This window comes from Peterkaempfera podocarpi (genome assembly GCF_042466665.1).
Lineage (GTDB): Bacteria > Actinomycetota > Actinomycetes > Streptomycetales > Streptomycetaceae > Peterkaempfera > Peterkaempfera podocarpi.
The window spans coordinates 1,175,134-1,198,402 of record NZ_CP162102.1; the positions used below are offsets into that span (position 1 = coordinate 1,175,134).

Sequence of the window (23,269 nt, forward strand, 5' to 3'; positions counted from 1 at the left end):
GGGCGTGGTTTCAGTGCTGACGGACGCCCACGCTAGATGGAAACGGTTTTCATAACTAGTCCAGATGGATGCGAGATGAAAACCATTACCAAATCTTGACCTGCAGCGATGGTCGACGCGAGCTGAAGAGCTTGACGAGTACGCCCCGTAGCTGCAGAGTCTCTATCCGTAACGGTTTTCATATTCGTTACTGGTCCCGCACTCATCCCCGCCCCTGAACGGAGCCCAGCATGTCGCTCGACGTCTCCCCCGAACTCCTCGCCCAGGCCGAACGCGGCCCCGTCGACCAAGCCGATTTCGTCGCCACCGTCCGCGACTCCCTCCCCTACGCCTACAGGACCGTCGAAGCCCTCTCCGCACGGCTCCCGCACACCGACGATCCGTTCGTCGACGACAACACCCCGCCCACCGACGCCGAACGCGGCCAACTGCTGCGTGCCCTGGCCGGCAACGCGATCCGGGGCAGCCTGGAGCGGCACTTCGGCGTCACCCTCGCCTTCATGAACTGCCACCGCGTCGCCGCCTTCCGACCCGGCACCGAACACGAGGCGGCCCACCTGGAGTTCACCTCGCTCCGCTCGCAGCTCCTCAACCAGACCCCGGAACTGCGCGATTGCTGACCCCGTCCGCTGCTGCGGAGCGCCGCCCGCGCCACACTGGCGCGGCGCGCTGGCGCGGCCCGGCGCGCCCACTGGGAAGACGTCAGGCGGGGCAACGCATGGCCCAGCTCGGCCTTGAGGCCTCGGCGTGCGGGACCGTCGGTCATGCGGGCGCAGTGCTGCTGCACCGTACGACGGTGTGCGGGCGCACCGCCCGGCAGTCGGGCACGGTGACCGGGTCCGGTACGGTCCGGCCGGATGGTGGGCCGCGAGCGAGCGCGTTGTGGGCCGACCGAGCTGGTGGAACGATACGTTGAGGCGTCAATCCGCCACGGGGAGGCGCATCGATGGACGAGAAGCACGGTTCCCGGGCCGCTGCGGTGTTCGACGCTCTGGGGGCCGACTACGAGAAGGCGTTCGCAGGGTCGGCCGCGCACCGGTCGTCGCTCGAGTGGCTTCTCGGCCGGCTCGCGCCCGGCAGCCGGGTGCTCGACGTGGGCAGCGGAACGGGCCGGCCCACCGCGGAGACCTTCGTTGCCGCGGGGCATGAGGTGCTGGGCATCGATGTCTCCCCGGTCATGGTGGAACTCGCAGCCCGGCAGGTGCCCAGGGCTTCCTTCCGGTGCGACGACATCCGTGAAGTCCCTCTGCCCGACGCCTCGTTCGACGCGGTCTGCGTGTACTTCTCACTGCTGCAGATGTCGCGCGACGACCAGGTCCGGCTCCTGCGCCGGCTCGCGCAGGCGCTGAAACCCGGCGGCGTCCTGGCTGTTGCGACGGTGCCTCTGGACGTGGAGGACGTCGAGGGTGCCTTCATGGGCCAGCAGGTACGGGTGACGAGTTTCACTGTCGAGGACTTCAGCGCGATGGTCACCGAGGCGGGCCTGTCCGTCCTGTCCGAGGAGAGCTGCCTGTTCACCCCGTCCCACCCGGACGCCGCGCCCGAGCCCCACCTCTTCCTCCACTGCCGCCGCGAAGAGGCCGGAGCGGCCTGAGCCCGGTCATCGTTCCTCGGGGCCGAGGCGCGAAGGCACGAAGGCACAGCACCGGAGACGAATCCGTTGGAGTCCGACAAACCACCGCCAGGCATCCATCACCACAGGCTGTGCGGCCGCTGAGTGGTGCACATCGATGCCGAAGGAGGCGCGATCGATCCCCACCAGAGACATACAGAGCGTCGCTGGGCGGGACGGGCTGAGTCTTCGTGACCAGCGCGTAGGGTGTCCCACCGAGAACGCACCGCACGGCCGGGGGTACCCGCCGCCGGGTGCGGTCCAGGCTGCTCGGGGCGGCGGCGAAGAGCAAGCGGCGGCGGACGGTCGTGGACATGTGTCCGGGACCGTCCGCCGCTTGTCGCTGTCGCCGGCCGTTACTGGCGCGGCCGTTCGAAGGTGAGCAGCAGTCCCTCGACGGCGCCGGGCCCGATGCGGCCCTTGACGTCGGCGGACGTTATCGCCTTCAGACCCCAGCCGTCCTCGGCATGCTTGTTGAGGACCTTCTCCAGCTTGTCGCTGTCCAGGGCGTCGCCGATCAGCGACTCCCGGAAGGTGACGACCTTGTACTCGTAGGTAGAACTCATCGCTGCGCGCTTCTCCTGCGAAGTCGGTTACGGTGACCGGGGCCAGCCAATCATCGTTTGACGCTGCTGCCCAGGCCGGTCCGGGTACGAACGTCGGATTCCCGGAATCTGCCGGGCCCGCAAGGCGCTGAGGACGGCGTCCGCGGCCTGCTTGCCGTACACGCTGCGGCGGTCTCAACGGTGGTGTTCGCGGCGTCGTCGACGCCGGTGTCCGGAGCGAAGCCGAACGACGCATTCGCCATGATCCGGGCGGCGGTACAAGCCACGCGGACGGCACGAGCTGGTCGCGGACGCGCCGCACACCTCGGAGGCCGCTGGCACGTCTCCTACGAGCCGTTCAGTCGCCCGTTCGACATCCCCGGCACCGCGCGACCCGCACACCCACGAGATCACCGGACCTGCAACGGCTCTGGGCCCTCGGTGGGATCGCCGGTCTCCGGCGAGGTGGTGCGCTGGTTCCGGCTGCCGCGGGCGGTAATCCGGATGGCCTGGGAGTACAACACGGTTCCGATGGAGATCATCGCGAAGTCGGTCACCCACGACCAGGCATCCGGCATGTAGAGGGCCAGGAACCAGGACCTCACCGGGGCGCCGGTGATCAGGATGACGAGGGGCACCAGGCCCTGCGGGAAGAGCGTGAGGGAGCCGAAGATCCAGAGCAGCAGCGAGATCACCGCTGTGCGCCTGGACACCTCGGGCTTGGCCTCGACGCGCGGGCCAGTGCCGGTACGGGTACCGGCTGCGGTCCCAGGGCGGCTGCTGCGCCCGGTCCGCATCAGGAACAGCAGCTCGGGTCCCTTTGCGGTGAGCCGGTTGATGGCGACCCGGCCCAGCCACCAGGCGAGGAGGATGCCGGTCGCCACGCCGATCGGGGCGCCGAGCCAGAGCAGCACGGGGTTGGAGAGCATGACGCCGAGGGTGACCGCAGTGGCCGCCGGCAGGGCCGGGACGACGGCGGCCCAGAAGAGCACATTGGACTGTCCCGTCGTGTCGGCCCTGTCGAGCGGGTTGTCGGGGCGTTTGTGCGCGTCGGGCCCGGGCACGAGCGCGGCGACCGAGGCGTACGACATGATGCCGATGCCGCCGCCCAGCAGCGCCGGCACGAGGGCGGCGACCCAGGGCCAGGCCCAGGTGCATCCGCTCCAGGCGGTGAAGGCGATCGAGACGGCGACGGTGAGCGGACCGAAGACCAGCAGGCCGGCCCACTGGCGGCCGCGGATGTCGGCGCGCTGACTGCCGGTCATCAGGGTGAGCCAGAGGGCCGTGCCGTCCTGGCTGTAGAGGTTGTACGCGGACGCGACGGCCATCAGCGGCAGGGCCGGGCCGGCCCAGGGCAACAGGAGCTTGGCGCCGAAGGTGAGCGGCAGCAGCGCGGTGCCCAGAGCCCAGGCGACGGGTACGGTCGCCGTGGTGATGCGTTGCGGGTCGCGCAGCCAGGTTCGCAGTTCCTTGCGCAGCACGGCCCCGGTCGCGCCGGAGTACGGGCCGCCCATGGGTGCCGCACCGCGGTTACTGCCGCGCACGACAGAGCGGCCGTGGCGAGCGCCGGCGAGTGTGCGGGCCCAGCCGAGCAGCAGCAGCGCGCACAGGGCGATGAGGCCGACCAGGGTGCCGAGCGACTGCCACCACTGTCCTTGGCCGGCGTCGTCGACGGCGACCAGAGCCCACCCGGAGGGAATCGCGCGGACCGCGGTGGACATGGCGGTGGGAAGCCGGTGGTGAGCACCCGGGAGTAGGCGACCGCGACGATGAGCATCCAGCCGGACTGGGTGAGCACCATCATGGCCGCGAACATCACGCCGGTGAGGGCGGCGCCGAACCGGGAGCCGGCGACCGCGCCGAAGACGGCGTACGTGACCCGCGAAAGCACTACCACGAACGCCAGCTCCGCGGCGGCGGCCGCTGTCGACACCAGCGCCGGACCCACGCCGAGGCGGATGCCGTACACGATGAGGCTGAGGAACGCGAGGGTGGTCACCGCGGTGGTGATGCCGACGAAGGTGGCAGCGAGCAGTCCGAGGGCGAGCTTCCGGCGAGGCAACGGCAGCAGCGCGAAGTGGTCGACGCGCAGGACCGCCGAGCCGCCCCACAGCGGGCCGACGATCCAGCCGAGCATCCAGATGAGGTAGGTCGTGGCGAGCAGATCGGCGGTCAGTCCCGGCGCCTCGAACCGGGCAAGGGCCAGGGCGATGGTGGCCGCGGCCAGGACGACGCCCAGGACGGCGCCGGTGATCATCCAGGCTGCCTTGCCGCCGGTCATGGAGTTGCGGATGATCCGCAACTTCATCCGGATCAGAACGCCAGCCACGACAGCCCTTCCCCCGCCCTCGCGTCGGCGCCGACGAGGCGGACGAAGGCTTCCTCGAGCGTGCTGTCGCCGCGTACCTCGTTCAGCGGTCCGGCGGCAACCACGTTGCCCTCGGCCATGATGGCGACCGTGTCGCACAACTGCTCAACAAGGGCCATGACGTGGCTGGACAGGATGGCCGACCCGCCGGAGGCGACGAAGCGCAGCAGGATCGTCTTGAGCGTGGCGCCAAAAACCGGGTCGACCGCCTCGAAAGGCTCGTCGAGCACCAGTAGCCGCGGCCGGTGCAGCAGCGCGGCGGCGAGCCCGATCTTCTTGCGCATACCGGTGGAGTAGTCGACGACGAGGGTGCGCTCGGCGTCGTTGAGCTGCGTGATGTCGAGCAGCTCGTCGACGCGTTCGGTGAGCACGGCGGGCTCGATGCCGCGCAGCCGGCCGATGAATGTCAGGACCTCGCGGCCGGTGAGCTGCTCGGGCATCGCCAGGCCGTCGGGCAGTACTCCCAGCAGGGCCTTGGCCTGGACGGGATGGGACCAGACGTCGACGCCGAAGACCTCGGAGTGTCCGTCGTCCGGGCGCAGCAGGCCGACTGCCATGGACAGCGCGGTGGTCTTGCCGGCGCCGTTGGGCCCGACGAGGCCGAAGAAGGAACCCTGCGGGACGGTCAGGTCGACGTGGCGGACCGCGACCTTGCCTCCGAATGCCTTGTGCAGGCCGGTCAACCGCAGCGCCGGCTGCCGGTCGTCGTGCGCGGATCTCGGCTCATCGGCGTTCTGCCTGGGCAATGTCTCGATTCCTTCCCGTCGGCGAGGCTGGGCGCGCACTGGATCAGTCTGGCCGGGCCGGAGCGGTGACGGGAAGACCGGAGCGGTGGCGGGAAGACGAGTACGGCGGTTGAATCCGTCGTCGCGGTGGAGCGATCACGTCGCGGTAGTCCCGGTCCGTCCGGGCGTGGGGGAACGGCGTCGGCCCAGCTTCAGCACAGGTCCGCAGGTGATCAGCACAGGTCCGCGGGTGACGGCCCGCCGCGAGGCTCAAAGAGACGGTCAATCGGTCTTCACGGGGTTGCGATGTGCAGGGTCTGCCGGTGCGGTGAGATCGAGCAGGAGCATGGCGTCGTGGTCGGGGGTGCCGGGTTCGGCGGTGTAGGCGCCGAGGCGCTGGCCGGGGGTCCCCTCCAGGTTCATGCTCTGGCTGCTGAGGGTGAGGACGCCGACCTTCGGGTGGTGGAAGGTCTTCTGGATCTTTTTTCGGCCGATGACCTCGTAGCGCTCCCAGAGCTTGGCGAAATCGGGGCTCTTGAGAAGAAGTTCGCCGACGAGGCTGGTGAGATCGGGCGCGTCGGGGTTGGTGCCGGCTTCGGCACGCAGGCGGGCGACGCAGCCGCGAACCTGGGTCTCCCACTCGGGGAACAGCTCGCGGGCGGCGGGGTGGAGAAAGAGGTAGCGGGCGAGGTTGCGCTGGGTGGCCGGCCAGTCGCTGATGCCCGCGTACAGGGCCAGGCCGGCGGGGTTCCAGGCGAGCAGGTCCATGCTGCGGCTGACGATGTAGGCCGGGTTCGGGCGCATCGCGTCCAGCAGCAGCTTGAGGTGGGGGCGGACCGTCCGGCTGGGCGGGGGAGGCGGCTGGGGCGCGTAACGGGAGGCCCGGACGGCGAGCTCGCGCAGGTGGTGGTGTTCGTCGTCGTCGAGCTGGAGGGCGCGGGCGAGGGCATCGATGACACCGGGACCGGGCCGGGTCTCCTTGCCTCGCTCCAGGCGGGTGTAGTAGTCGATGCTGACCCCGGCGAGCGTGGCCAGTTCCTCGCGGCGCAGGCCAGGGGTGCGGCGAACGCCGGGCCCGGGGGTGAGGCCGACAGCCTGGGGGCTGGTCTGGGTGCGGCGGGCGCGCAGGAAGCGCGCGAGTTCGTCGCCGACAGTGTGCTGCTCGGGTGCCATACAGCCAGTGTCGCAACGCGGCCACCAGGGCGGTATCCGCGAGGGGGGCCCTGCCGTACCCCCCTCTGACCACCCCCTGGCAGAACCCGGTCTCCCTGTCGGCCGGGCGAGCCGCCATGGTGGATGACGTCACCTCTTCACCCGCCTTGACCAGGAGCATCGCCCCGTGTCCGTCTCCCTTGCCGCGACCGCCGCACCAGCACCAGATGCCCCGGCGCCGCGCCGTCCCGGCGCCTCCGCGGCGCTGGGGGCGGCACTGCTGGGTTTCTTCGTCATCACGCTGGATGCCTTGGTGGTCAACGTGGCGCTGCCGTCGATCCGGAGCAGCCTGGGCGGTGACATCAAAGGGCTGCAGTGGGTGGTCGACGGCTACACGCTGCTGTTCGCCGCTCTGCTGCTGTCGGCGGGTTCACTGACCGACCGGCTGGGGGCCCGCCGTACGTTCGTCGTGGGCCTGGCCGTGTTCGTGGCCGCCTCGGCTGCCTGCGGGCCGGCACCGGACCTGGGAGTGCTGGTCGTCGCGCGGCTGGTGCAGGGCGGCGGAGCCGCGGTGATCGTGCCGTCCTCTCTGGCGTTGATCCGGGAGGCGTTCCCGGACGCGGGCAGCCGGGCGAAAGCGATCTCCGTGTGGGCGCTGGGCGGCTCCGCCGGGTCGGCGGCCGGTCCGGTCGCCGGTGGTTTCCTCAGCCAGATCGACTGGCGGCTGATCTTCTTCGTCAACCTGCCCGTCGGCTTGATCGCCCTGGCCCTCCTGGCCCGCACCCCTCGCTCGCCGCGTCCACCGCGTTCACCGCGCGCGCCGTTCGACTGGACGGGGCAGCTGTCGGCGGTCGCGGCGATGGGCGCGCTCACGTTCGCGGCGATCGAGGCCGGCGCCGACGGCTTCACCGCCCCGGCAGTGGTTGTCGCGTTCGTCGTGGTGGTGGTCGCCGCCGTGGTGTTCGTGGTGTCGCAGGCGAGGGGCCGGCACCCCATGGTCGGGCCGGCGCTGCTGCGCGAGCGCACCATGGTGGTCTCGGCGGCGATCGGCTTCGCGCTCAACGTCGGCTTCTACGGAATGATCTTCCTGCTCAGCCTGTACCTTCAGCAGGCGCAGGGGATGTCGGCGCTGGCCACGGGGCTGACGTTCGTACCGATGACCGTGCTGACGGCGTTCGTCAGCCCGACCGCGGCGTGGTTCGCCGCCCGGTTCGGCGCCCGGATGCCGGTGATCACCGGGCAGGTGGCCATGACGGCCGGCCTGGTCCTGCTGGCGTTCGTTCCCACCTCTGCGCCGACGTGGCTGCTGATCGCGGCGATGGTCCCGGTCGGCGCGGGCGGCTCGTTGGCCGTCCCTGCCCTGACCTCCCTGCTGCTCGACCACGTGCCCGCCGGGCAGGCCGGCACGGCCAGCGGCGTGCTGAACACCTCCCGCCAGGTCGGCGGCGCGCTTGCGGTGGCGATCTTTGGTGCGCTGATCGCCGACCGCGGGCACCTGGCGGCCGGGCTCGAGACCAGCCTGCTGATCGCCGCCGCGGCAGTCCTGCTCACCACCGCGGTCAGCTTCCTGCTTCGGCCCACCGCTCGGGCGTGACCCGGCTCGGCGTCACGCCTGCACGGTAGTCCGCTTCCCAGGACACAGACTGAGCCAGAAAACGGAAAAAAGGGATGGAAACATTATGCAGCACATCAAGCTACGTGAACGGGAAGTCTCCTGGACCGGCCTGGGCGCCATGGGGATGTCCCGCAGTCACCGCCGAACAGGTCGACAAGCTCTCCAGCCTGCCCCCGCCGTAGGCGAGAGCCACACCGAAGCCAGGCGGCAGCCGCTCGAACGCTGAACACCCCACCCCCCTCCCGACCGACGGAACCCGGCCGGGCCACCGATGCGAACACCCGGGCCGCCGGACACCGGCGGACTTCAAGAGCAGGAGCAGCTTTCATGCGTGCAGCAGTGATGTACGGCGCCGGCGACGTCCGGATAGAGGACCGGCCCGACCCCAAGATCCAGCAGCCCTCCGACGCCGTCGTCCGGGTCGTGCTGTCGTGCGTGTGCGGCAGCGACCTGTGGCCCTACAAGTCGATGCCCGCCACCGGCACCGGGCGCCCCATGGGGCACGAGTTCCTGGGTGTGGTCGAGGAGACCGGCTCCGGTGTCTCCGGTATCAGGGCCGGTGATCTGGTCGTCGCTCCGTTCACCTACTGCGACAACACCTGCGACTTCTGCCGCAAGGGCCTGCACTCCTCGTGCCGGCACGGCGGCCGGTACGGCTTGGACGGGGTGGACGGCGGTCAGGGCGAGGCGGTGCGCGTTCCCCACGCCGACGGCACCCTGGTCAAGCTCCCGGTCGGCGCGGACTCCGCGCTGCTGCCGTCGCTGCTGGCCCTGTCGGACGTCATGGGCACCGGCCACCACGGCGCCGTCACCGCCCGCGTCGGCAACGGCGACCGCGTACTGGTGATCGGCGACGGCGCGGTCGGCCTGTGCGCGGTCATCGCGGCCAAGCGCCGGGGCGCCGAACAGATCGTCCTCATGGGCCGCCACACCGCCCGCACCGACCTCGGCCGTGCGTTCGGCGCCACCGACGTCGTCGCCGAACGCGGCGACGAAGGCATCGCCCGTGTCCGCGACCTGACCGGCGGCCACGGCGTCGACAAGGTCATCGAGGCCGTCGGCGCCCGCCAGGCCCTGGACGCTGCGTTCGGCACAGTCATCGACGGCGGCATCATCAGCCGCCTGGGCGTCCCGCAGTACGAGGAGGGCCCCGTCGGCCCGTCGATGATCATGAAGAACATCACCCTCACCGGAGGCGTCTCCCCGGCCCGCGCCTACATCGAGGAGCTGATGCCCGATGTCCTGGACGGTGCCATCGAACCGGGCCGCGTCTTCGACCAGACCTTCACCCTCGCGCAGACCCCGGACGCCTACCAGGCCATGACCGACCGCCGCGTCCTCAAGGCCCTCATCACCCTCTGACCCACCGACACAACAAGGAAGAACCCCATGGAGCACGTCACCCTCAACAACGGCGTCCAGATGCCGATCCTCGGCTTCGGCGTCTACCAGATCCCGGCGGAGCAGACCGAACAGGCCGTCTCCGAAGCCCTCGCGGCCGGCTACCGGCTGCTCGACACCGCGGCCGCCTACGGCAACGAGGAGGCTGTCGGCCGCGCCATCAAGGCCAGCGGCATCCCGCGCGAGGAACTGTTCGTCACCACCAAGCTGTGGGTCCAGGACGCGCCCGCGCAGGAGAACACCCGACGCGCCTTCGATACCTCGCTGCGCAAGCTCGGCCTGGACTACCTCGACCTGTACCTGATGCACCAGCCCTTCGGCGACGTCTACGGCCAGTGGCGGGCCATGGAAGCGGTGAACCGCGAGGGCCTGGCCAAGGCGATCGGCGTCGCCAACTTCTACCCCGACCGGCTCCTGGACCTCGCCTTCAACAACGAGGTCACGCCGGCGGTCAACCAGATCGAGACCCACCCCTTCTTCCAGCGCACCGCCGATCAGGACCTCATGCATGAGCACGGCGTCCAACACCAGTCCTGGGGCGGCTTCGCCGAGGGCAGGAACGACCTGTTCACCCATCCCGTCCTGAGCGGGATCGGTGAGGCGCACGGCAAGTCCGTGGCGCAGGTCGTGCTCCGCTGGCTGATCCAGCGCGGCGTCGTCGCCATCCCGAAGTCGGTCAACCCCGACCGGATGGCGCAGAACATCGACGTCTTCGACTTCCAGCTCACCGACGACCAGATGGCCGCCATCGCCGCCCTCGACACCGGCGCGACCCTGTTCTTCGACCACCACGACCCCGAGATGGTCGCCTGGCTCAGCAAGCGCCGCCTGGACGGCTGACGGGACGGGCAGACCTCAACAGCGCCTCGCTCTGCATCACCAGCTGCGGGGTGCCTCAGCCGCACCCCCTACCCGCAATGCCCCGGCAGCCGTCAACGACATCGCCCCGACCCCGGACACCTCGTCCCAAGGGGAAGGAGCATGATCACGTGCATCTGATTCATCACCCCCGAACACCAGAATTCATCAGGAGAAGCGAGGAACAATGCAGCACATCAAGCTGGGTCAGCTGGACGTCGCCCGCATCGGTCTGGGCGCGATGGGCATGTCCCACGGCTACACCGGCGCCGGCACCGACGACGCGGGGTCCATCCGCACCGTGCACCGCGCCCTGGACCTGGGCGTCACCTTCATCGACACCGCCGAGGTCTACGGCCCCTTCACCAACGAGGAACTCGTCGGCCGCGCCCTGAAGGGACGCCGGGACCAGGTCGTACTCGCGACGAAGTTCGGCCTGATCTCCCACACCGGCCGCCAGGGCGGTCCCGACAGCAGCCCGGCCGGCGTCCGGGCCGCCGTCGAGGGCTCCCTCAAGCGCCTGGGCACCGACCACATCGACCTGTACTACCAGCACCGCGTCGACCCCGGCACTCCGATCGAGGACACCGTCGGAGCCCTGGCCGAGCTGGTCGGCCAGGGCAAGATCCGGCACATCGGCCTGTCCGAGGCCGGCCCCGACACCATCCGCCGTGCTCACGCCGTCCACCCGGTCACCGCCGTGCAGTCCGAGTACTCGCTGTTCACCCGGGACCCCGAGGCCCGCGTGCTGCCGGTGCTGCGCGAGCTGAACATCGGCTTCGTCCCCTTCTCCCCCCTGGGACGCGGCTTCCTGACCGGCACGATCCGCTCCACCGACCAGTTCGCCCCCACCGACTTCCGCGCCGACAACCCCCGGTTCACCGAGGAGAACTTCCAGCACAACCTGCGCCTGGCCGACGAGGTCGCCGCCATCGCCGCCCAGATCGGCGTCACCCCGGCCCAGGTCGCCCTCGCCTGGCTGCTGGCCCAGGGCGACGACATCGCCCCCATCCCCGGCACTCGGCACGTCGCCCGCGTCGAGGAGAACGCCGCCGCCGACGCCGTCCGGCTCACCCACGAGCAGCTCGCCCAGCTCACCAGCCTCCCCCCGGCCGCCGGAGACACCCACAACGAGGCCCAGATGCGCATGATGGAGCGCTGACCGCCGCCCCCGGATCCATCCCACACCCGCACGAGAGCAAGGAGCACCCCGTGGAGTTCGTCGGGCCCCGGCCGACCGGCAAGGGACCGCAGGAGTGGTTCAACGGTGATGTCTGGTTCGACGTCATCCACGCCGGGCAGGACCCGTCCCGGCTGCGCGCCAACATGGTGCGCTTCGCCCCCGGAGCCCGCACCGCCTGGCACCGCCACGCCGTCGGCCAGACCCTCCACGTCGTCGCCGGGATCGCCCTGATCGGCACCCGCGACGGCTCGGTCTTCGAGGCCCACCCTGGTGAGACGGTGACCTGCCCGCCCGGCGAGGAGCACTGGCACGGCGCCACCGAGGACCGTTTCATGCAGCACCTCGCCCTGTGGGACGGCACCGCCCCCGACGACGACCGGCCCGAGACCACCTGGCTGGAGCACATCACCGACGAGCAGTACACCGCCCCACGCACCCGCAGTCACTGACTCCGAACACGCGACACGTCAAGGAGGCCGCTCACTGCCCGGCGCGCCGCGCCGCTACGGAACCCGCACGCGACACCGCTCTTGACCGCGGCGTGCCGTGCGGGTTCCGTGCCGTTCAGGGCCAGGAATGTGCGAACCCACGCGCCGTCGCCTTCGACCTCCCCCACCTCGCCGAAGAGCCCGTCATGGCCTGGTCCTGCGAGTGGCGCCGCACTGCCCTCAAGGGACTCTTCATCGACCGGCTGCTCGGGCCGCCGTGGACGCTGTGCCCCGTGACACCGATGCATCCTCCTGGCCCGTCACCACCTCGCGCCAGGCTCAACCGCCTTCTCTTCACCCACTGCGACAACCTGCGGGAGAAGGACACCGCGCTCCTTCGGGAGCGGCGGGCCGCCTGCCCTGAGATGACTGAACTCGCCGAGCTCCCGCTACCACCGATGACGGAACAGAGCCGTTGATCGACGGCCCTTCTCAGCCCGCTGGGAGGCTCGGATCGGTGGCGGCGGATTCCTGGGTGGCCGCCCAAGAGGCGAGGAGGCGCAGGCCTTCTTCGGAGGGGGACCCGGGTTCGGCGGTGTAGATGGTGAGGACGAGGCCGGGGGCGGCGGCCATCTGGAGGCCCTCGTAGGCGAGGGTGAGTTCGCCGACGACCGGGTGATGGAAGCGTTTGGTGCCGGTGCCGTGGTGGCGCACGTTGTGGGCGCCCCAGCGAGTGCGGAACTCGTCGCTGCGGGTGGACAGCTCGCCGACCAGGTCGTGCAGGTCCTTGTCGTGGGGGTCGCGGCCTGCCTCGGTGCGCAGGATGGCGACGGCGATGTCGGCGGCAAGGTCCCAGTCGGGGTAGAAGCGGTGGGACACGGGGTCGAGGAACTGGAACCGGGCAAGGTTTGGCTGCGGGCCACTCGCGTAGGCGTCGGCGTAGAAGGCGCGGGCGAGCTGGTTGGCAGCGAGCAGGTCCATCCGGCCGTTGCGGACGAAGGCGGGTCCGGCGGTGACGGCGTCCAGAGTCCATTGCAGGCTCGGGTGCGCGGTCCACGGTTTGCCGCGGCGGCGCGGGCGGGCGAGGGTGTCGGAGCCGTCGGCGGCCTGGGCCAGGTGGAGCAGGTGGGCGCGTTCTGCGTCGTCGAGCTGCAGGGCGCGGGCGACCGCTTCGAGGACCTGGGGGGAGGCGCCGGCGAGGTTGCCTCGCTCGAGTTTGGCGTAGTACTCGACACTGACGTCCGCCAAGGCGGCGACCTCGCTACGGCGCAGTCCGGGCACGCGGCGCTTGCTGCCGGTAGGCAGTCCCGCCCGTTCAGGGGTGATCCTGGCTCGCCGCGAGATGAGGAACTCGCGGACTTCCTCACGGTTGTCCACGTCGCCGACGATACGCCGGGACCGCAGTCGAAGGGATGTACTGCTGGTACACCCCTTGCCAGGAACTCCCCACGGGATCGGAAGGGCGGTTACCTGGGTGCAGAGGCGCTTCCCGTGCCGGCCGAACCGCACCGGAGAGCCCGCCCGCGGGTGACAACGGGGGTCGACTCCGCGTGCACCCCGCCCGACCGGGCGGACCAGCTCTTCATAGCCCTGACAACCTCGGTCGCCGCGCGGGCGGCCCGCCGCCCTACCCTTGCAAGGAGCACACCCATGCGCAGTGTCGTGATGCACGCCCCCGGCGACGTCCGGGTGGAGCAGCTCGAAGCCCCCAAGATCCTGGCCCCGACCGACGCGGTCATCAGGCTGTCCGCGACCTGTGTCTGCGGATCCGACCTGTGGCCCTACCGCGGCATCGAGCCCGTGAAGAACCCGGTCCGGATGGGCCACGAATATGTCGGCGTGGTCGAGGAGGTCGGCAGCGAGGTGACAAGCGTCCGGCCCGGCCAGTTTGTCGTCGGCTCCTTTGCCACCTCCGACGGCACCTGCGAAATCTGCCGTTCCGGCTACCCCTCGTCCTGTGTGCACCGAGAGTTCATGAGCGGCGCCCAGGCCGACCTGGCCCGGGTTCCCAACGCGGACGGTACGCTCGTCCCGACTCCGGGCATGCCCGACGCGGATCTGCTCCCGGATCTGCTGGCCGCCTCCGACGTACTGGGCACCGGGTGGTTCGGCGCGGTCGCCGCGCAGGCGGGCCCGGGCAAGACGGTCACGGTCGTCGGCGACGGCGCGGTGGGCCTGCTCGCGGTGCTTGCCGCAAAGCAGTTGGGCGCCGAGCGGATCATCGCGATGAGCCGTCACGAGCAGCGCCAAAAGCTCGCGTTGGATTTCGGAGCCACGGACATCGTCACCGAGCGCGGGGACGCGGGCGTGGAGAGGATCAAGGAGCTCACCGCCGGCCTCGGGGCACACTCGGTCGTGGAGGCGGTCGGCACCCAGGAGTCCATGCTCCAGGCAGTCCGCTCCACCCGCCCCGGCGGCCACGTCGGCTTCGTCGGAGTCAACCACGACGTCGCCCTGGACGGCACGGAGCTGTTCTTCTCCCAGGTCCACCTGCACGGAGGCCCGGCCCCGGTCCGCGCGTACCTTCCGCGCCTGATCGAGCTGATCTGGCGCGGGGAGATCAACCCGGGCAGGGTCTTCGACCTTCAACTCCCGCTCGACCAGGCCGCGGAGGCGTACCGGGCGATGGACGAGCGCCGGGCCGTCAAGGCCCTGCTCCGTGTCTGACCCACCGCCCCGGCCGCTCGCTCGCCGCAGGGCGAGCGGCGCCCGGCCTCCAACCCGGTGCGCCCATCCGCACCCCGGCCGAGCGTTGCCCACTGTTGACAGGAGTCCCGTGACCCATCAGCACCACGCCAGTTCGCGGGAGCCGACCGTCGGCCGCGCCCTGGCGATCACCCTCGGGCTGCTGACCGTCTTCGGTCCGATCTCGATGGACCTGTACCTGCCCGTCCTGCCCGCACTCACCGACGATCTGCACACCGCCACCTCCACCGCGCAGTTGACGGTCACCGCCTGCCTGCTCGGTCTGGCCTTCGGGCAGGTGGTCGCGGGACCGATATCCGACCGCTTCGGTCGCCGCCGACCGCTGCTGGCCGGCACTCTGGCCTACGTCCTCACCTCCGTCCTGTGCGCGCTGGCCCCCACCATCGCCACTTTGATCGCCGCCCGCATCGTCCAGGGCCTGGCCGGCGCAGTCGGCATCGTCATCGCCCAAGCCGCGGGCCGCGACCTCTACTCCGGCGGCCGGCTCATGCGCTACTACGGCCGCCTGACCGTCATCGCCGGACTCGCCGCGGTGATCGGCCCCGTCCTCGGCGGGCAACTCGCCTCCCTCACCGACTGGCGCGGCTTCTTCGTCGTCCTCGCCGCGATCGGCGTCGTCATCGTGGCGGCCTGCCTGCCGGTCTTCCGCGAGACCCTGCCTGCGTCCGCCCGGACCAGCGGCGGCCTCGCCCAGGCCGGACGCGACTTCCGGCTCCTGCTCGGCGACCGGGTTCTCCTCGGCGCCGTGCTGGTCACCGGCTTGGTCAACGCCTCCCTGTTCGCCTACCTCAGCGGTGCCACCTACGTCCTGCAGGGCATCTACGGTCTGTCCCCGCAGGGTTACGCATTCGCGTTCGGCCTCAACTCGCTCGGCTTCATGCTCTTCGGCTTCTCCGCCGGACGGCTCGCCGAGCGCTGGTCCGAACGCGGCACCCTGGTCACGGGCCTGGCCATGTGTCTGGGCGGCGCAGGCGGCCTCCTGACCACCGCGGTCCTGCACCTCCCGCTGACCGCGGTAGTCCTGTCACTGTTCACCATGGTCGGCGGCGTCGCGGTCACCACCCCACCGACCACCTCGCTCGCGCTGGCCAACTACCCCACCCTCGCCGGCACCGCCTCCTCCCTGCTCGGCCTGGCTCGCTTCGCGCTGGGCGGCCTCGCCGCACCCCTGGTCGGCCTCGGCAGCGCCCACACCGCTCTCCCACTCGGCCTGGTCGCCGTCACCGCCACCGTCCTCGCCGCGGCCGTGTACCTGATCACCCTGCAACGCTCCAGAACGACACCCAGTCAGGTCGACACGGCCGCACAGCCCCAACCGTCCTCTCCGGCGCCGCAGTTCTGAATCCACTGAAAGAGGCTGTTCCGCACGCACGCGAGGCAGCCTCTTGTTCGGCTGATGGCCGGCGCGGGCTGAGAAGGGTCACGCGAGCGTGCCCTGCGCTGATGAGACACCGCTTGAACGGGCGCTCCGGCGCTGGTCGGTGAACGGAACCGCTGGACACGCCCACGGCCAGAATGGCCTACGTGCCGGATGAGCCGGCAGTTCCGTACGTCAGACTTCCTCCACGTCACCGAGGAACTCCCCTCACAGCATCGGCCGCCACCTCGTCGGCCAGACCTGGCAGCGCCCCTTGTGGAGTGGCCGTGGCTCCGCCTCCTGGGAGCCCCGGTGTCCGTCCGCAGCTTCGCTGAGACCCGGTGAACAGTTGCCGCCGGGCAGCCCGGGCGCCCGGCTGCGAACTCCTCAAGGGAAGGCGTTCGCAGCCGGGCGGGCCGGCTCAGAAGCCGCTGTCCCCGGGACCCCGGTTGACGGTGTAGCCGCCGGAGTTGTTGAGGCCGCCCGAGGCGGCACCGGTGACGGTGACGTAGTTGGCGGTCATGCTGCCGGTGACGTTGGAGATGTCGATGCCGTACGTCCCGGCGCCGCTGATGGTGAGATGGTCCAGTGTCAGGTTGCTGATCTGCTTGGCGTAGCTCAGCAGCACGCCCTGGTAGGTGCTGTTGCTGATGGTGTTGTCCGTGACGGTGACGGGCTGGGTGATGTCGTACTGATTGGCGTAGATCCACAGGGCCCCGAGGGAGGAGCCCCAGTTGGAGTTGTAGGAGCCGGCCCTGGTCAGCGTGTTGCCGGAGACGGTGGTGGGGCCGGAGAACCCGGCGCCGAAGGCGGTACTGACGGTGATGCCGGATCCAAACGCCACGGTGTCCGAGACGATGTTGTTCTGCACGGTGTTGGCGGCGCCGCCGTACACGCCGATTCCATTGGCCTGGATCGGGCTCTGGACGGTGTTGTGGGTGAGCGCGCACCCGGTGACATTGCCGTTCTCGGTGTCCAGGGCGAGTTCGTCGTCACCGGTGTTCCGTACAACCGACTGGTCGACGCGCGAGTTGGCGGTGCCGCCGTGGAAGTGGACACCGTCGGCGAAGACGTCGCGGACCCGGGTTCCGAAGACGTAGAGGCCGTTTCCGGAGTCGGTCCATATACCGACCTTGGTGTGCTCGATCCAGACGTTGAGGATCAGGGAGCCCGAGGCGAAGTTGCCCTCGATGCCTGCGGCGCCGGAGTTGTTGTTGCGTGAGGTCTGGTCGCCGGCGACGGTCAGGTCGGCGATCTGGTTGGTGCCGCCGGTGGCGAACAGGCCGCCGGAGCCGTTCTCGGCGGTGGACTGCAGTGTGGTGTACCACTCGCCCGCGCCGCGGACGGCGACATTGTTGAGGCTGATCTGCCCGGAGATCCTGTAGGTGCCGGCGGGGAACCACAGGCCCTGGCCGGTGCCGGAGAGGGCGCTGAGTGCGCTGTTGATCGCGGAGGTCGCGTCGGCGCCGCTGTCCGGGGTGACGCCGTAGCCGGTGACGGACACATAGCCGGACGGCATGGTGTAGGCCGGGTCGACCTGCTCGGTGTCGATGGCGTCGATGGTGTAGGACGCTGCCGTGTCCGCGGCGTCCTTCTGCAGCTTGAGGACCGTTCCCGCAGGCCAGTTGCCGATCAGGGCACGGGTCTCGTCGTAGAAGTGGTGAGCTGCGCCGTTGGCCGGGGAGTGGGTGTCGGTGTATCCGCCCCCGTAGAGCCAGGAGTACTTGGTGGTCAGGGAGAGGTCCTGCAGCTTGCTTCCGTTGGCGTAGAGGGCCAGGGGCGCGGTGGCGGTGGAGCCGTCGCTCCCGGCCGGGATGGAGTAACGCACAACGACCGAGTTGGCCGGCTTGGTCAGGGTGATCTGGACGTACTGGCCGGTGGCGGTGAGCTGGACGGCCTGCCGGCCGGTCGACTCCGCCTGCAGGCTGGGATAGGTGGTGCTGTACGGCAGCACGGTCCCGTTGGTCTGCGCGGTTGCGGCCTGGTACTCGGTGTAGGCGACGGTGGCACCCTTGTCGGCGAGGGCGGTTCCTCCGTCGACGGTGATGCTGTTGACGGACAGATTGCCGCTGTCACCGGAGTCGGTCCGGTAGGCGATGAGGTTGAGTCCCGAGCGCAGGGCGGCGTTCTGGGTTGCGTGGAGCCAGCCGCTGCCGGAGGGCAGGCTGATGCGACCGCTCTTCACGCCGTTGAGGTACAGGGAGATCGTCTGGGTGGATCCCGTCGCATTCGCATAGGCGAGGGCGACCGGGTAGGTACCGGCCGAGGGGACGTACGCGGTGAAGTCGACCACGGCGCCCTGGGTGGTGAAGCCGGTGAGGTAGCCGCTGCCGGTGTAGCCGGACAAGCCGGTGGCCAGGGAGGGACCGCCGGTCCAGAAGGCCGATGCGGCCTGGTAGGCCTGGCCCGAGGGTGTGCCGCCGGTGGGGGTCGGCGTCGGGCTCGGGGAGGGACTCGATGTGGCGGTGCCGACGGTGATGTTGTCCAGGTTGACGTTGCCGCTGTCGCCGGTGTCGAACCGGTAGCCGATGGTGTTGGTGCCGGAGTTCAGGCTCAGGTTGTCGGTGTGGGTGCCCCAGGTGTTCCAGTCCCCGGTGGCCGCGAGCTGGTCCTGCTGGATCCTGGTCCCGTTGACATACACCGACAGGGTCAGGGTCGACCCGGTGCCGTTGGCGTAGCGCAGGGCCACGGGGGTGGCTCCGGCGCTCGCTGCGGTCACGGTGAAAGCGGTGTTGGCGGTGCCCTTGTTGCCGTCGGTGTAGCCGCCGACGAAGCCGGTGCCGGTGAAGCCGGTGTGGTCCGAGCCGACAACCGCACCTCCGGACAGCGAGGCGTTCTCGGCCTCGTACTGGCCCGCCGGGGGCGGGGTCACCGCAGCGACGGTGATGTTGTCGAGGTTGACGTTGCCGCTGTCGCCCGCGTCGAACCGGTAGGCGATGGTGTCACTGCCGGCGTTGAGGTTCACCGTGCTGGACAGCGTGCCCCAGGTGTTCCAGTCGGCGGTGGCCGGCAGCGAGATCTGCCCGGTCCTGCTGCCGTTGACGTAGACCGACAGCGTCATCGTCGCGCTGGTGCCGTTGGCGTAGCGGAGCGTTGAGGTGTAGGCACCGGAGCCGACGGCACTGACCGTGAAGCTGGTGTTCGCGGTGCCCTTGTTGCCGTCGGTGTAGCCGCCGGCAAAGCCGGTGCCGGTGAAGCCGGTGTGGTCCGAACCGACAACCGCACCTCCGGACAGGGAGGCGTTCTCGGCCTCGTAGGTACTGGAGGCGGCGTGGGCGGGCTGTGCGTTCCACGCCGCGGCCAGGGCGACCAGCAGTCCCAGCACGACAAGGACGGCGGTGGGCAGCGTGATGCTGCGCCCCCGCCTGGGGGATGAGGAGGGCATGACGCTCCGTGGGGTGGAAGGAGCCGGAGATTTCGACGGCACAGTAGTGACGCCGACGATTCGACACAATGTCTCCGGCGGCGGTGTAAATACTCCGCGCAGATCCTGTCGCCCTGCCGAACATTCCTTGCAATCCACCGTGAGCAGCCGGTCTGCCCTCTGCCGACCGCCTGTTCACCCACCCCCACTGAAATTGCCGTTACTTTTTCAGTCGATTCCTTGCCGGGTCGTTCACGGGGTCTCCGGGGGCTTTGGGCCGGTGGATCCGCGCACGACGAGTTCGGGTTCGTGCAGCAGCGCCTTGGGGGTGGGCGCACCACCGTTGATCTGATTGACCAGAAGGGTGACAGCGGCCCGGGCCATGGCCTCGATGGGCTGCCGCAGCGTGGTCAACGGCGGGGAGGTGTGGTTCATGAACGCGGAGTCGTCGAAGCCGACCACCGAGAAGTCCTCGGGAACTCGCAGACCGGCCCGGCGTGCGGCGCGGATGGCGCCGAGAGCCAGGATGTCGCTCCCGCAGATCAGCGCGGTGGCGCCGGCCTGGATCAGTTCCGCGGCGCTGGCCTGGCCGCCTTCGAAGGAGAACAGCGAATGGCCGATCAGATCCTCGGTCGGCAGACCGGCGCGGGCGGACAGGGAGGTGAAGGCCGCCGTCTTGCGTTGCGAGGGGATATGGCCGGCCGGCCCCACGAGCAGGCCGATGCGCCGGTGGCCCAGGGCCGCGAGATGCTTGAACGCCTGCTCGACCGCGGCGATGTCGTCGGTGGAGACCTGCGGGAAACCGGTGTAGTCGACGGCGGCGTTCAGGAAGACCACCGGGACGCCCCGGTCGAGGAGTTTCTGGTGCTCCTCGAAGCTCAGTCCGCCGCAGAAGACGACGCCTGACACCTGCTGGTCGAGCAGCATGGTGACGTATTCGGCCTCGGTCAGTCCTCCCGCGGAGCGTGTGCACAGGACGGGAGTGAAGCCGAGCTGGACCAGAGCGCCGCCGACCACTTCCGCCAGCGCAGGAAATATGGGGTTCTGGAGCTCCGGCAGAACGAGGCCCACCAGCGCGCGCGCGTACGCCGCGCAACTGCGTGGGGCGTTCGTAACCGAGGACGTCCAGGGCGGTCAGGACGGCCTGCCGTGTGGTCTCCGAGACGCCCGGCTTGCCGTTCAGGACACGGCTGACCGTCGCCTCGCTGACACCGACCTTCTGAGCCACTTCGGTGAGTCTGCGAGTCATGGCAGGCACTATGCCATATGCATGCAACCGCTTGCGTTGTCACAGGCGCCGCTTTCACCTGCGCGTAGAGTTTTTGCGCATATAAGTTTCACTATTGCACGCAGAAGCCTTGGCCCGTAACTTGTGCTCCACGCCGAGCCGATGCCGCTGTCCTGAACCGGGATGCGGACGGTTCTGGGGCAGCAGCCGCCGACTCCAGGACGAGCCATCACAGGCCTTTGGCCTGCGCATTCGTGGCGGCATCCGCATCATAACCTCACCACCCGGGACGTCGAAGATGACTGTTAGCAGATCTGTTGGACGCTCTCGCGCTGCCATCGCGGTTGCGCTTGCTGCGGGCTTCGCTCTCACCACCACCGCCTGCGGAAGCTCCACTGCGAAGGCCGGGGCGTCCTCCGACGGCGTCGTCACCATCACGGTCAACGACGAGCCGCCCGCCACCGACCCGGTGCACCGCAAGTACTTCCTCGACGACGTCGCCGCCTTTGAGGCCAAGTACCCCAAGGTGAAGATCGTGGGGCACGAGGGCCAGATGGACCCGCAGACCTTCTCCGCAAAGCTCGCCGGCGGCCAGCTGGAGAACGTCTTCTACGTCTACTACACCGACCCGGCCGGGCTGATCGCCAAGCACCAGGTCGCCGACGTCACGCCGTATCTGTCCGCGTTCCCGCAGGTCAAGCAGGTCAAGCCAGAGCTGGTCAAGGTGTTCAGCGACGCCGACGGCAAGGTCTACGGCCTGCCCGAGGGCAACTACAGCATGGGGCTGGTCTACAACCGCAAGCTCTTCACCCAGGCCGGGCTCGACCCCGACTCGCCGCCCACCACCTGGGACGAGGTCCGCGCCGACGCCAAGAAGATCGCGGCCCTGGGGAAGGGCATCGCAGGCTACGGCGACTACAGCAAGTCCAACACCGGCGGCTGGCACTTCACCGCCGAGATGTACTCCCGCGGCGGCGACGTCGCCAAGAAGGACTCCAGCGGCAAGTGGGTGGCCGACTTCAACAACGCCACCGGCCGTCAGGTGCTGCAGCAGCTGCACGACATGCGCTGGACGGACAACTCCATGGGGCAGCGCCAGCTGCTGGAGTGGGCCGACCTGCTGCAGATGATGGGCGCGGGCAAGCTCGGCATGTATCTCGCCACCTCAGACAACATCCCCACCATCGTCGGCCAGTACAAGGGCGTCGCCAGCGACTACGGTCTCGGGCCGATCCCCGGCGGGCAGGGCACCCTCGCGGGCGGCGGCGGGTTCATGTTCAACCCCAAGGACACACCCGAGCAGATCAAGGCCGGTCTGCAGTGGCTGACCTTCAAGTACGACAACCCCGACCGGATCACCTCCGGTGTCGAGCGCGACGCCAAGAACAAGGTGCCCGTCGGCCTGCCCGAGCCCGACCTGTGGACCGGCACCGCGGAGCAGACCCGCGCAGCGGCCGTGAAGGCCAACTCCAACCTGCCCGATGCCAACTACGCCAAGTTCGTCGCGGCCGGTCCGAACATCAAGCTGAATGTCGAGCCGCCGAACGCCCAGCAGATCTACGCGGTCCTGGACACCGCGATGGCCGCCGTCCTCACCGACAAGAACGCGGACGTCAGCAAGCTGCTCAGCAGCGCCGAGACCCAGGTCAACACCATTCTGGCCACCGTACAGTAGCCCGACACCAGCCCGGTGATCCGCGCCACGCGGCCTGCACACCCCGTGTGCAGGCCGCCCACGGCGGTCCCCGCACCGCCGAGCGGGGACCGCCGGACCCACCCCGGAAGAAGAGAAGGGCACGCCCGGTGACCACCACCACCGCCAGCGCCGGCCAGCGGCCAGCCACCACGCGCATGGACAGACTGCGCCGCCGCGCCGGCGACAACCTCATGGCCTACACCTTCATGGCCGCGGGTATCGCGTGCTTCGCGCTGTTCTCCTGGTATCCACTCGTCCGCGGCATCATCCTGGGTTTCCAGCAGGACAATCTGATCACTCCACCCACCTGGGTGGGGCTGGCCAACTACCGTCATCTCTTCGCCGACCCGCTGTTCCTGACCGCCTGGAAGAACACCGCGGAGTTCACCGCCCTGGCCCTGGTCCTGGGTTATGCGGTGCCGCTGGCGATATCCATCCTGCTCAACGAGCTGCGCCACTTCAAAAGCTATTTCCGGGTCGCCGTCTATCTTCCGGTCATGCTCCCGCCCGTGGTCGGGGTGATGCTCTGGCAGTACTTCTACGACCCCGGCAGCGGCCTGTTCAACACTCTGCTGCGCGATGCCCACCTGCCGACCTCCCAGTGGGTCCAGTCGCCGCACACCGCGATGATCTCCCTGGTCCTCGTCTCCACCTGGGCCAACATGGGCGGGGCCACCCTGATGTACCTGGCGGCGCTGCAGTCGATCCCCGGAGAGCTGTACGAGGCCGCGGAGCTGGACGGAGCCGGCCTGTGGCGCCGGATCCGGCATGTGACCATCCCCCAGCTGCGGTTCATCATGCTCGTCATGCTGCTGCTCCAGATCATCTCCACGATGCAGGTGTTCATCGAGCCCTTCCAGCTCACCGGCTTCACCGACCCGTCCACCATCACCGTGATGACGCTGATCTACCGCTACGCCTTCGCGGTCAACAACGACTTCGGCCTCGCGGCGTCCATGAGCGTGCTGCTCTTCGTCGTCCTGGGCGTCTTCTCGGCCCTCTATCTGCGGCTCACCCGCGAGTCGGACTAG

At 69.6% G+C, this 23,269-nt stretch carries 18 protein-coding genes and 1 pseudogene; 12 read left to right on the forward strand and 7 right to left on the reverse strand.

What is annotated here, in order from left to right:
• Positions 1-230: 230 nt before the first annotated feature.
• Both AB0761_RS05255 and AB0761_RS05260 read left to right on the forward strand, forming a co-directional pair.
• Positions 231-620 (forward strand): SCO5389 family protein, encoded by a 390-nt coding sequence (locus tag AB0761_RS05255; RefSeq protein WP_377267777.1) that lies wholly within the window; start codon positions 231-233, stop codon positions 618-620.
• A 326-nt stretch (positions 621-946) separates the two neighbouring features.
• Positions 947-1,594 (forward strand): class I SAM-dependent methyltransferase, encoded by a 648-nt coding sequence (locus tag AB0761_RS05260; RefSeq protein WP_377267778.1) that lies wholly within the window; start codon positions 947-949, stop codon positions 1,592-1,594.
• Between the two features lie 374 nt (positions 1,595-1,968).
• On the opposite strand, the gene AB0761_RS05265 is transcribed toward AB0761_RS05260, so the two are convergent.
• The 4 genes from AB0761_RS05265 to AB0761_RS05280 all read right to left on the reverse strand — a co-directional run bounded on the left by AB0761_RS05265 (position 1,969) and on the right by AB0761_RS05280 (position 6,423).
• Positions 1,969-2,178 carry a DUF4177 domain-containing protein gene (locus AB0761_RS05265; protein ID WP_055588190.1) on the reverse strand — a complete coding sequence of 70 codons (210 nt, stop codon included), beginning with the start codon at positions 2,176-2,178 and terminating at the stop codon, positions 1,969-1,971.
• 389 nt (positions 2,179-2,567) lie between these two features.
• Entirely contained in the window at positions 2,568-3,671 is a 1,104-nt protein-coding gene (locus tag AB0761_RS05270; protein WP_377267779.1) for a hypothetical protein, read from the reverse strand.
• A gap of 799 nt (positions 3,672-4,470) precedes the next feature.
• Positions 4,471-5,271: an ABC transporter ATP-binding protein gene (locus tag AB0761_RS05275; protein WP_377267780.1), complete on the reverse strand. Its 801-nt coding sequence runs from the start codon at positions 5,269-5,271 to the stop codon at positions 4,471-4,473.
• Between the two features lie 261 nt (positions 5,272-5,532).
• On the reverse strand, positions 5,533-6,423 hold the full coding sequence (locus AB0761_RS05280) for a helix-turn-helix transcriptional regulator (protein WP_377267781.1): 891 nt from the start codon (positions 6,421-6,423) through the stop codon (positions 5,533-5,535).
• A gap of 166 nt (positions 6,424-6,589) precedes the next feature.
• Here AB0761_RS05280 and AB0761_RS05285 point away from each other — a divergent pair, with 166 nt between their 5' ends.
• The 6 genes from AB0761_RS05285 (at position 6,590) to AB0761_RS05310 (ending at position 12,366) form a co-directional block, all read left to right on the forward strand.
• Positions 6,590-7,996 (forward strand): MFS transporter, encoded by a 1,407-nt coding sequence (locus AB0761_RS05285; protein WP_377267782.1) that lies wholly within the window; start codon positions 6,590-6,592, stop codon positions 7,994-7,996.
• Between the two features lie 348 nt (positions 7,997-8,344).
• Positions 8,345-9,379 carry an alcohol dehydrogenase catalytic domain-containing protein gene (locus AB0761_RS05290; RefSeq protein WP_377267783.1) on the forward strand — a complete coding sequence of 345 codons (1,035 nt, stop codon included), beginning with the start codon at positions 8,345-8,347 and terminating at the stop codon, positions 9,377-9,379.
• Positions 9,380-9,406: 27 nt separating this feature from the next.
• Positions 9,407-10,258 carry an aldo/keto reductase gene (locus AB0761_RS05295; protein WP_377267784.1) on the forward strand — a complete coding sequence of 284 codons (852 nt, stop codon included), beginning with the start codon at positions 9,407-9,409 and terminating at the stop codon, positions 10,256-10,258.
• A 205-nt stretch (positions 10,259-10,463) separates the two neighbouring features.
• Entirely contained in the window at positions 10,464-11,438 is a 975-nt protein-coding gene (locus AB0761_RS05300; RefSeq protein WP_377267785.1) for an aldo/keto reductase, read from the forward strand.
• 50 nt (positions 11,439-11,488) lie between these two features.
• Positions 11,489-11,908 (forward strand): cupin domain-containing protein, encoded by a 420-nt coding sequence (locus AB0761_RS05305; protein WP_377267786.1) that lies wholly within the window; start codon positions 11,489-11,491, stop codon positions 11,906-11,908.
• Positions 11,909-12,093: 185 nt separating this feature from the next.
• Entirely contained in the window at positions 12,094-12,366 is a 273-nt protein-coding gene (locus AB0761_RS05310) for a hypothetical protein (protein ID WP_377267787.1), read from the forward strand.
• Between the two features lie 13 nt (positions 12,367-12,379).
• Here AB0761_RS05310 and AB0761_RS05315 read toward each other — a convergent pair whose 3' ends face one another.
• On the reverse strand, positions 12,380-13,264 hold the full coding sequence (locus AB0761_RS05315) for a helix-turn-helix transcriptional regulator (protein ID WP_377267788.1): 885 nt from the start codon (positions 13,262-13,264) through the stop codon (positions 12,380-12,382).
• A 273-nt stretch (positions 13,265-13,537) separates the two neighbouring features.
• Here AB0761_RS05315 and AB0761_RS05320 point away from each other — a divergent pair, with 273 nt between their 5' ends.
• The gene (locus AB0761_RS05320) at positions 13,538-14,554 is read left to right on the forward strand and encodes a zinc-dependent alcohol dehydrogenase family protein (protein ID WP_377267789.1); all 1,017 of its coding nucleotides are present in this window, start codon (positions 13,538-13,540) and stop codon (positions 14,552-14,554) included.
• 109 nt (positions 14,555-14,663) lie between these two features.
• The gene (locus AB0761_RS05325) at positions 14,664-15,935 is read left to right on the forward strand and encodes a multidrug effflux MFS transporter (protein ID WP_377267790.1); all 1,272 of its coding nucleotides are present in this window, start codon (positions 14,664-14,666) and stop codon (positions 15,933-15,935) included.
• Positions 15,936-16,371: 436 nt separating this feature from the next.
• On the opposite strand, the gene AB0761_RS05330 is transcribed toward AB0761_RS05325, so the two are convergent.
• Together AB0761_RS05330 and AB0761_RS05335 are read right to left on the reverse strand one after the other, a co-directional pair.
• A complete protein-coding gene (locus tag AB0761_RS05330) occupies positions 16,372-19,335 on the reverse strand; it encodes a carbohydrate-binding protein (protein WP_377267791.1) in 2,964 nt (987 codons plus the stop codon).
• Positions 19,336-19,566: 231 nt separating this feature from the next.
• Positions 19,567-20,563, reverse strand: a pseudogene (locus tag AB0761_RS05335) (LacI family DNA-binding transcriptional regulator).
• Positions 20,564-20,840: 277 nt separating this feature from the next.
• Between AB0761_RS05335 and AB0761_RS05340 the strand changes: the two are divergent.
• Together AB0761_RS05340 and AB0761_RS05345 are read left to right on the forward strand one after the other, a co-directional pair.
• Positions 20,841-22,217 (forward strand): ABC transporter substrate-binding protein, encoded by a 1,377-nt coding sequence (locus AB0761_RS05340; protein WP_377267792.1) that lies wholly within the window; start codon positions 20,841-20,843, stop codon positions 22,215-22,217.
• Between the two features lie 176 nt (positions 22,218-22,393).
• Positions 22,394-23,269, forward strand: coding sequence for a carbohydrate ABC transporter permease (locus AB0761_RS05345; protein ID WP_377273940.1), 876 nt, complete (start codon positions 22,394-22,396; stop codon positions 23,267-23,269).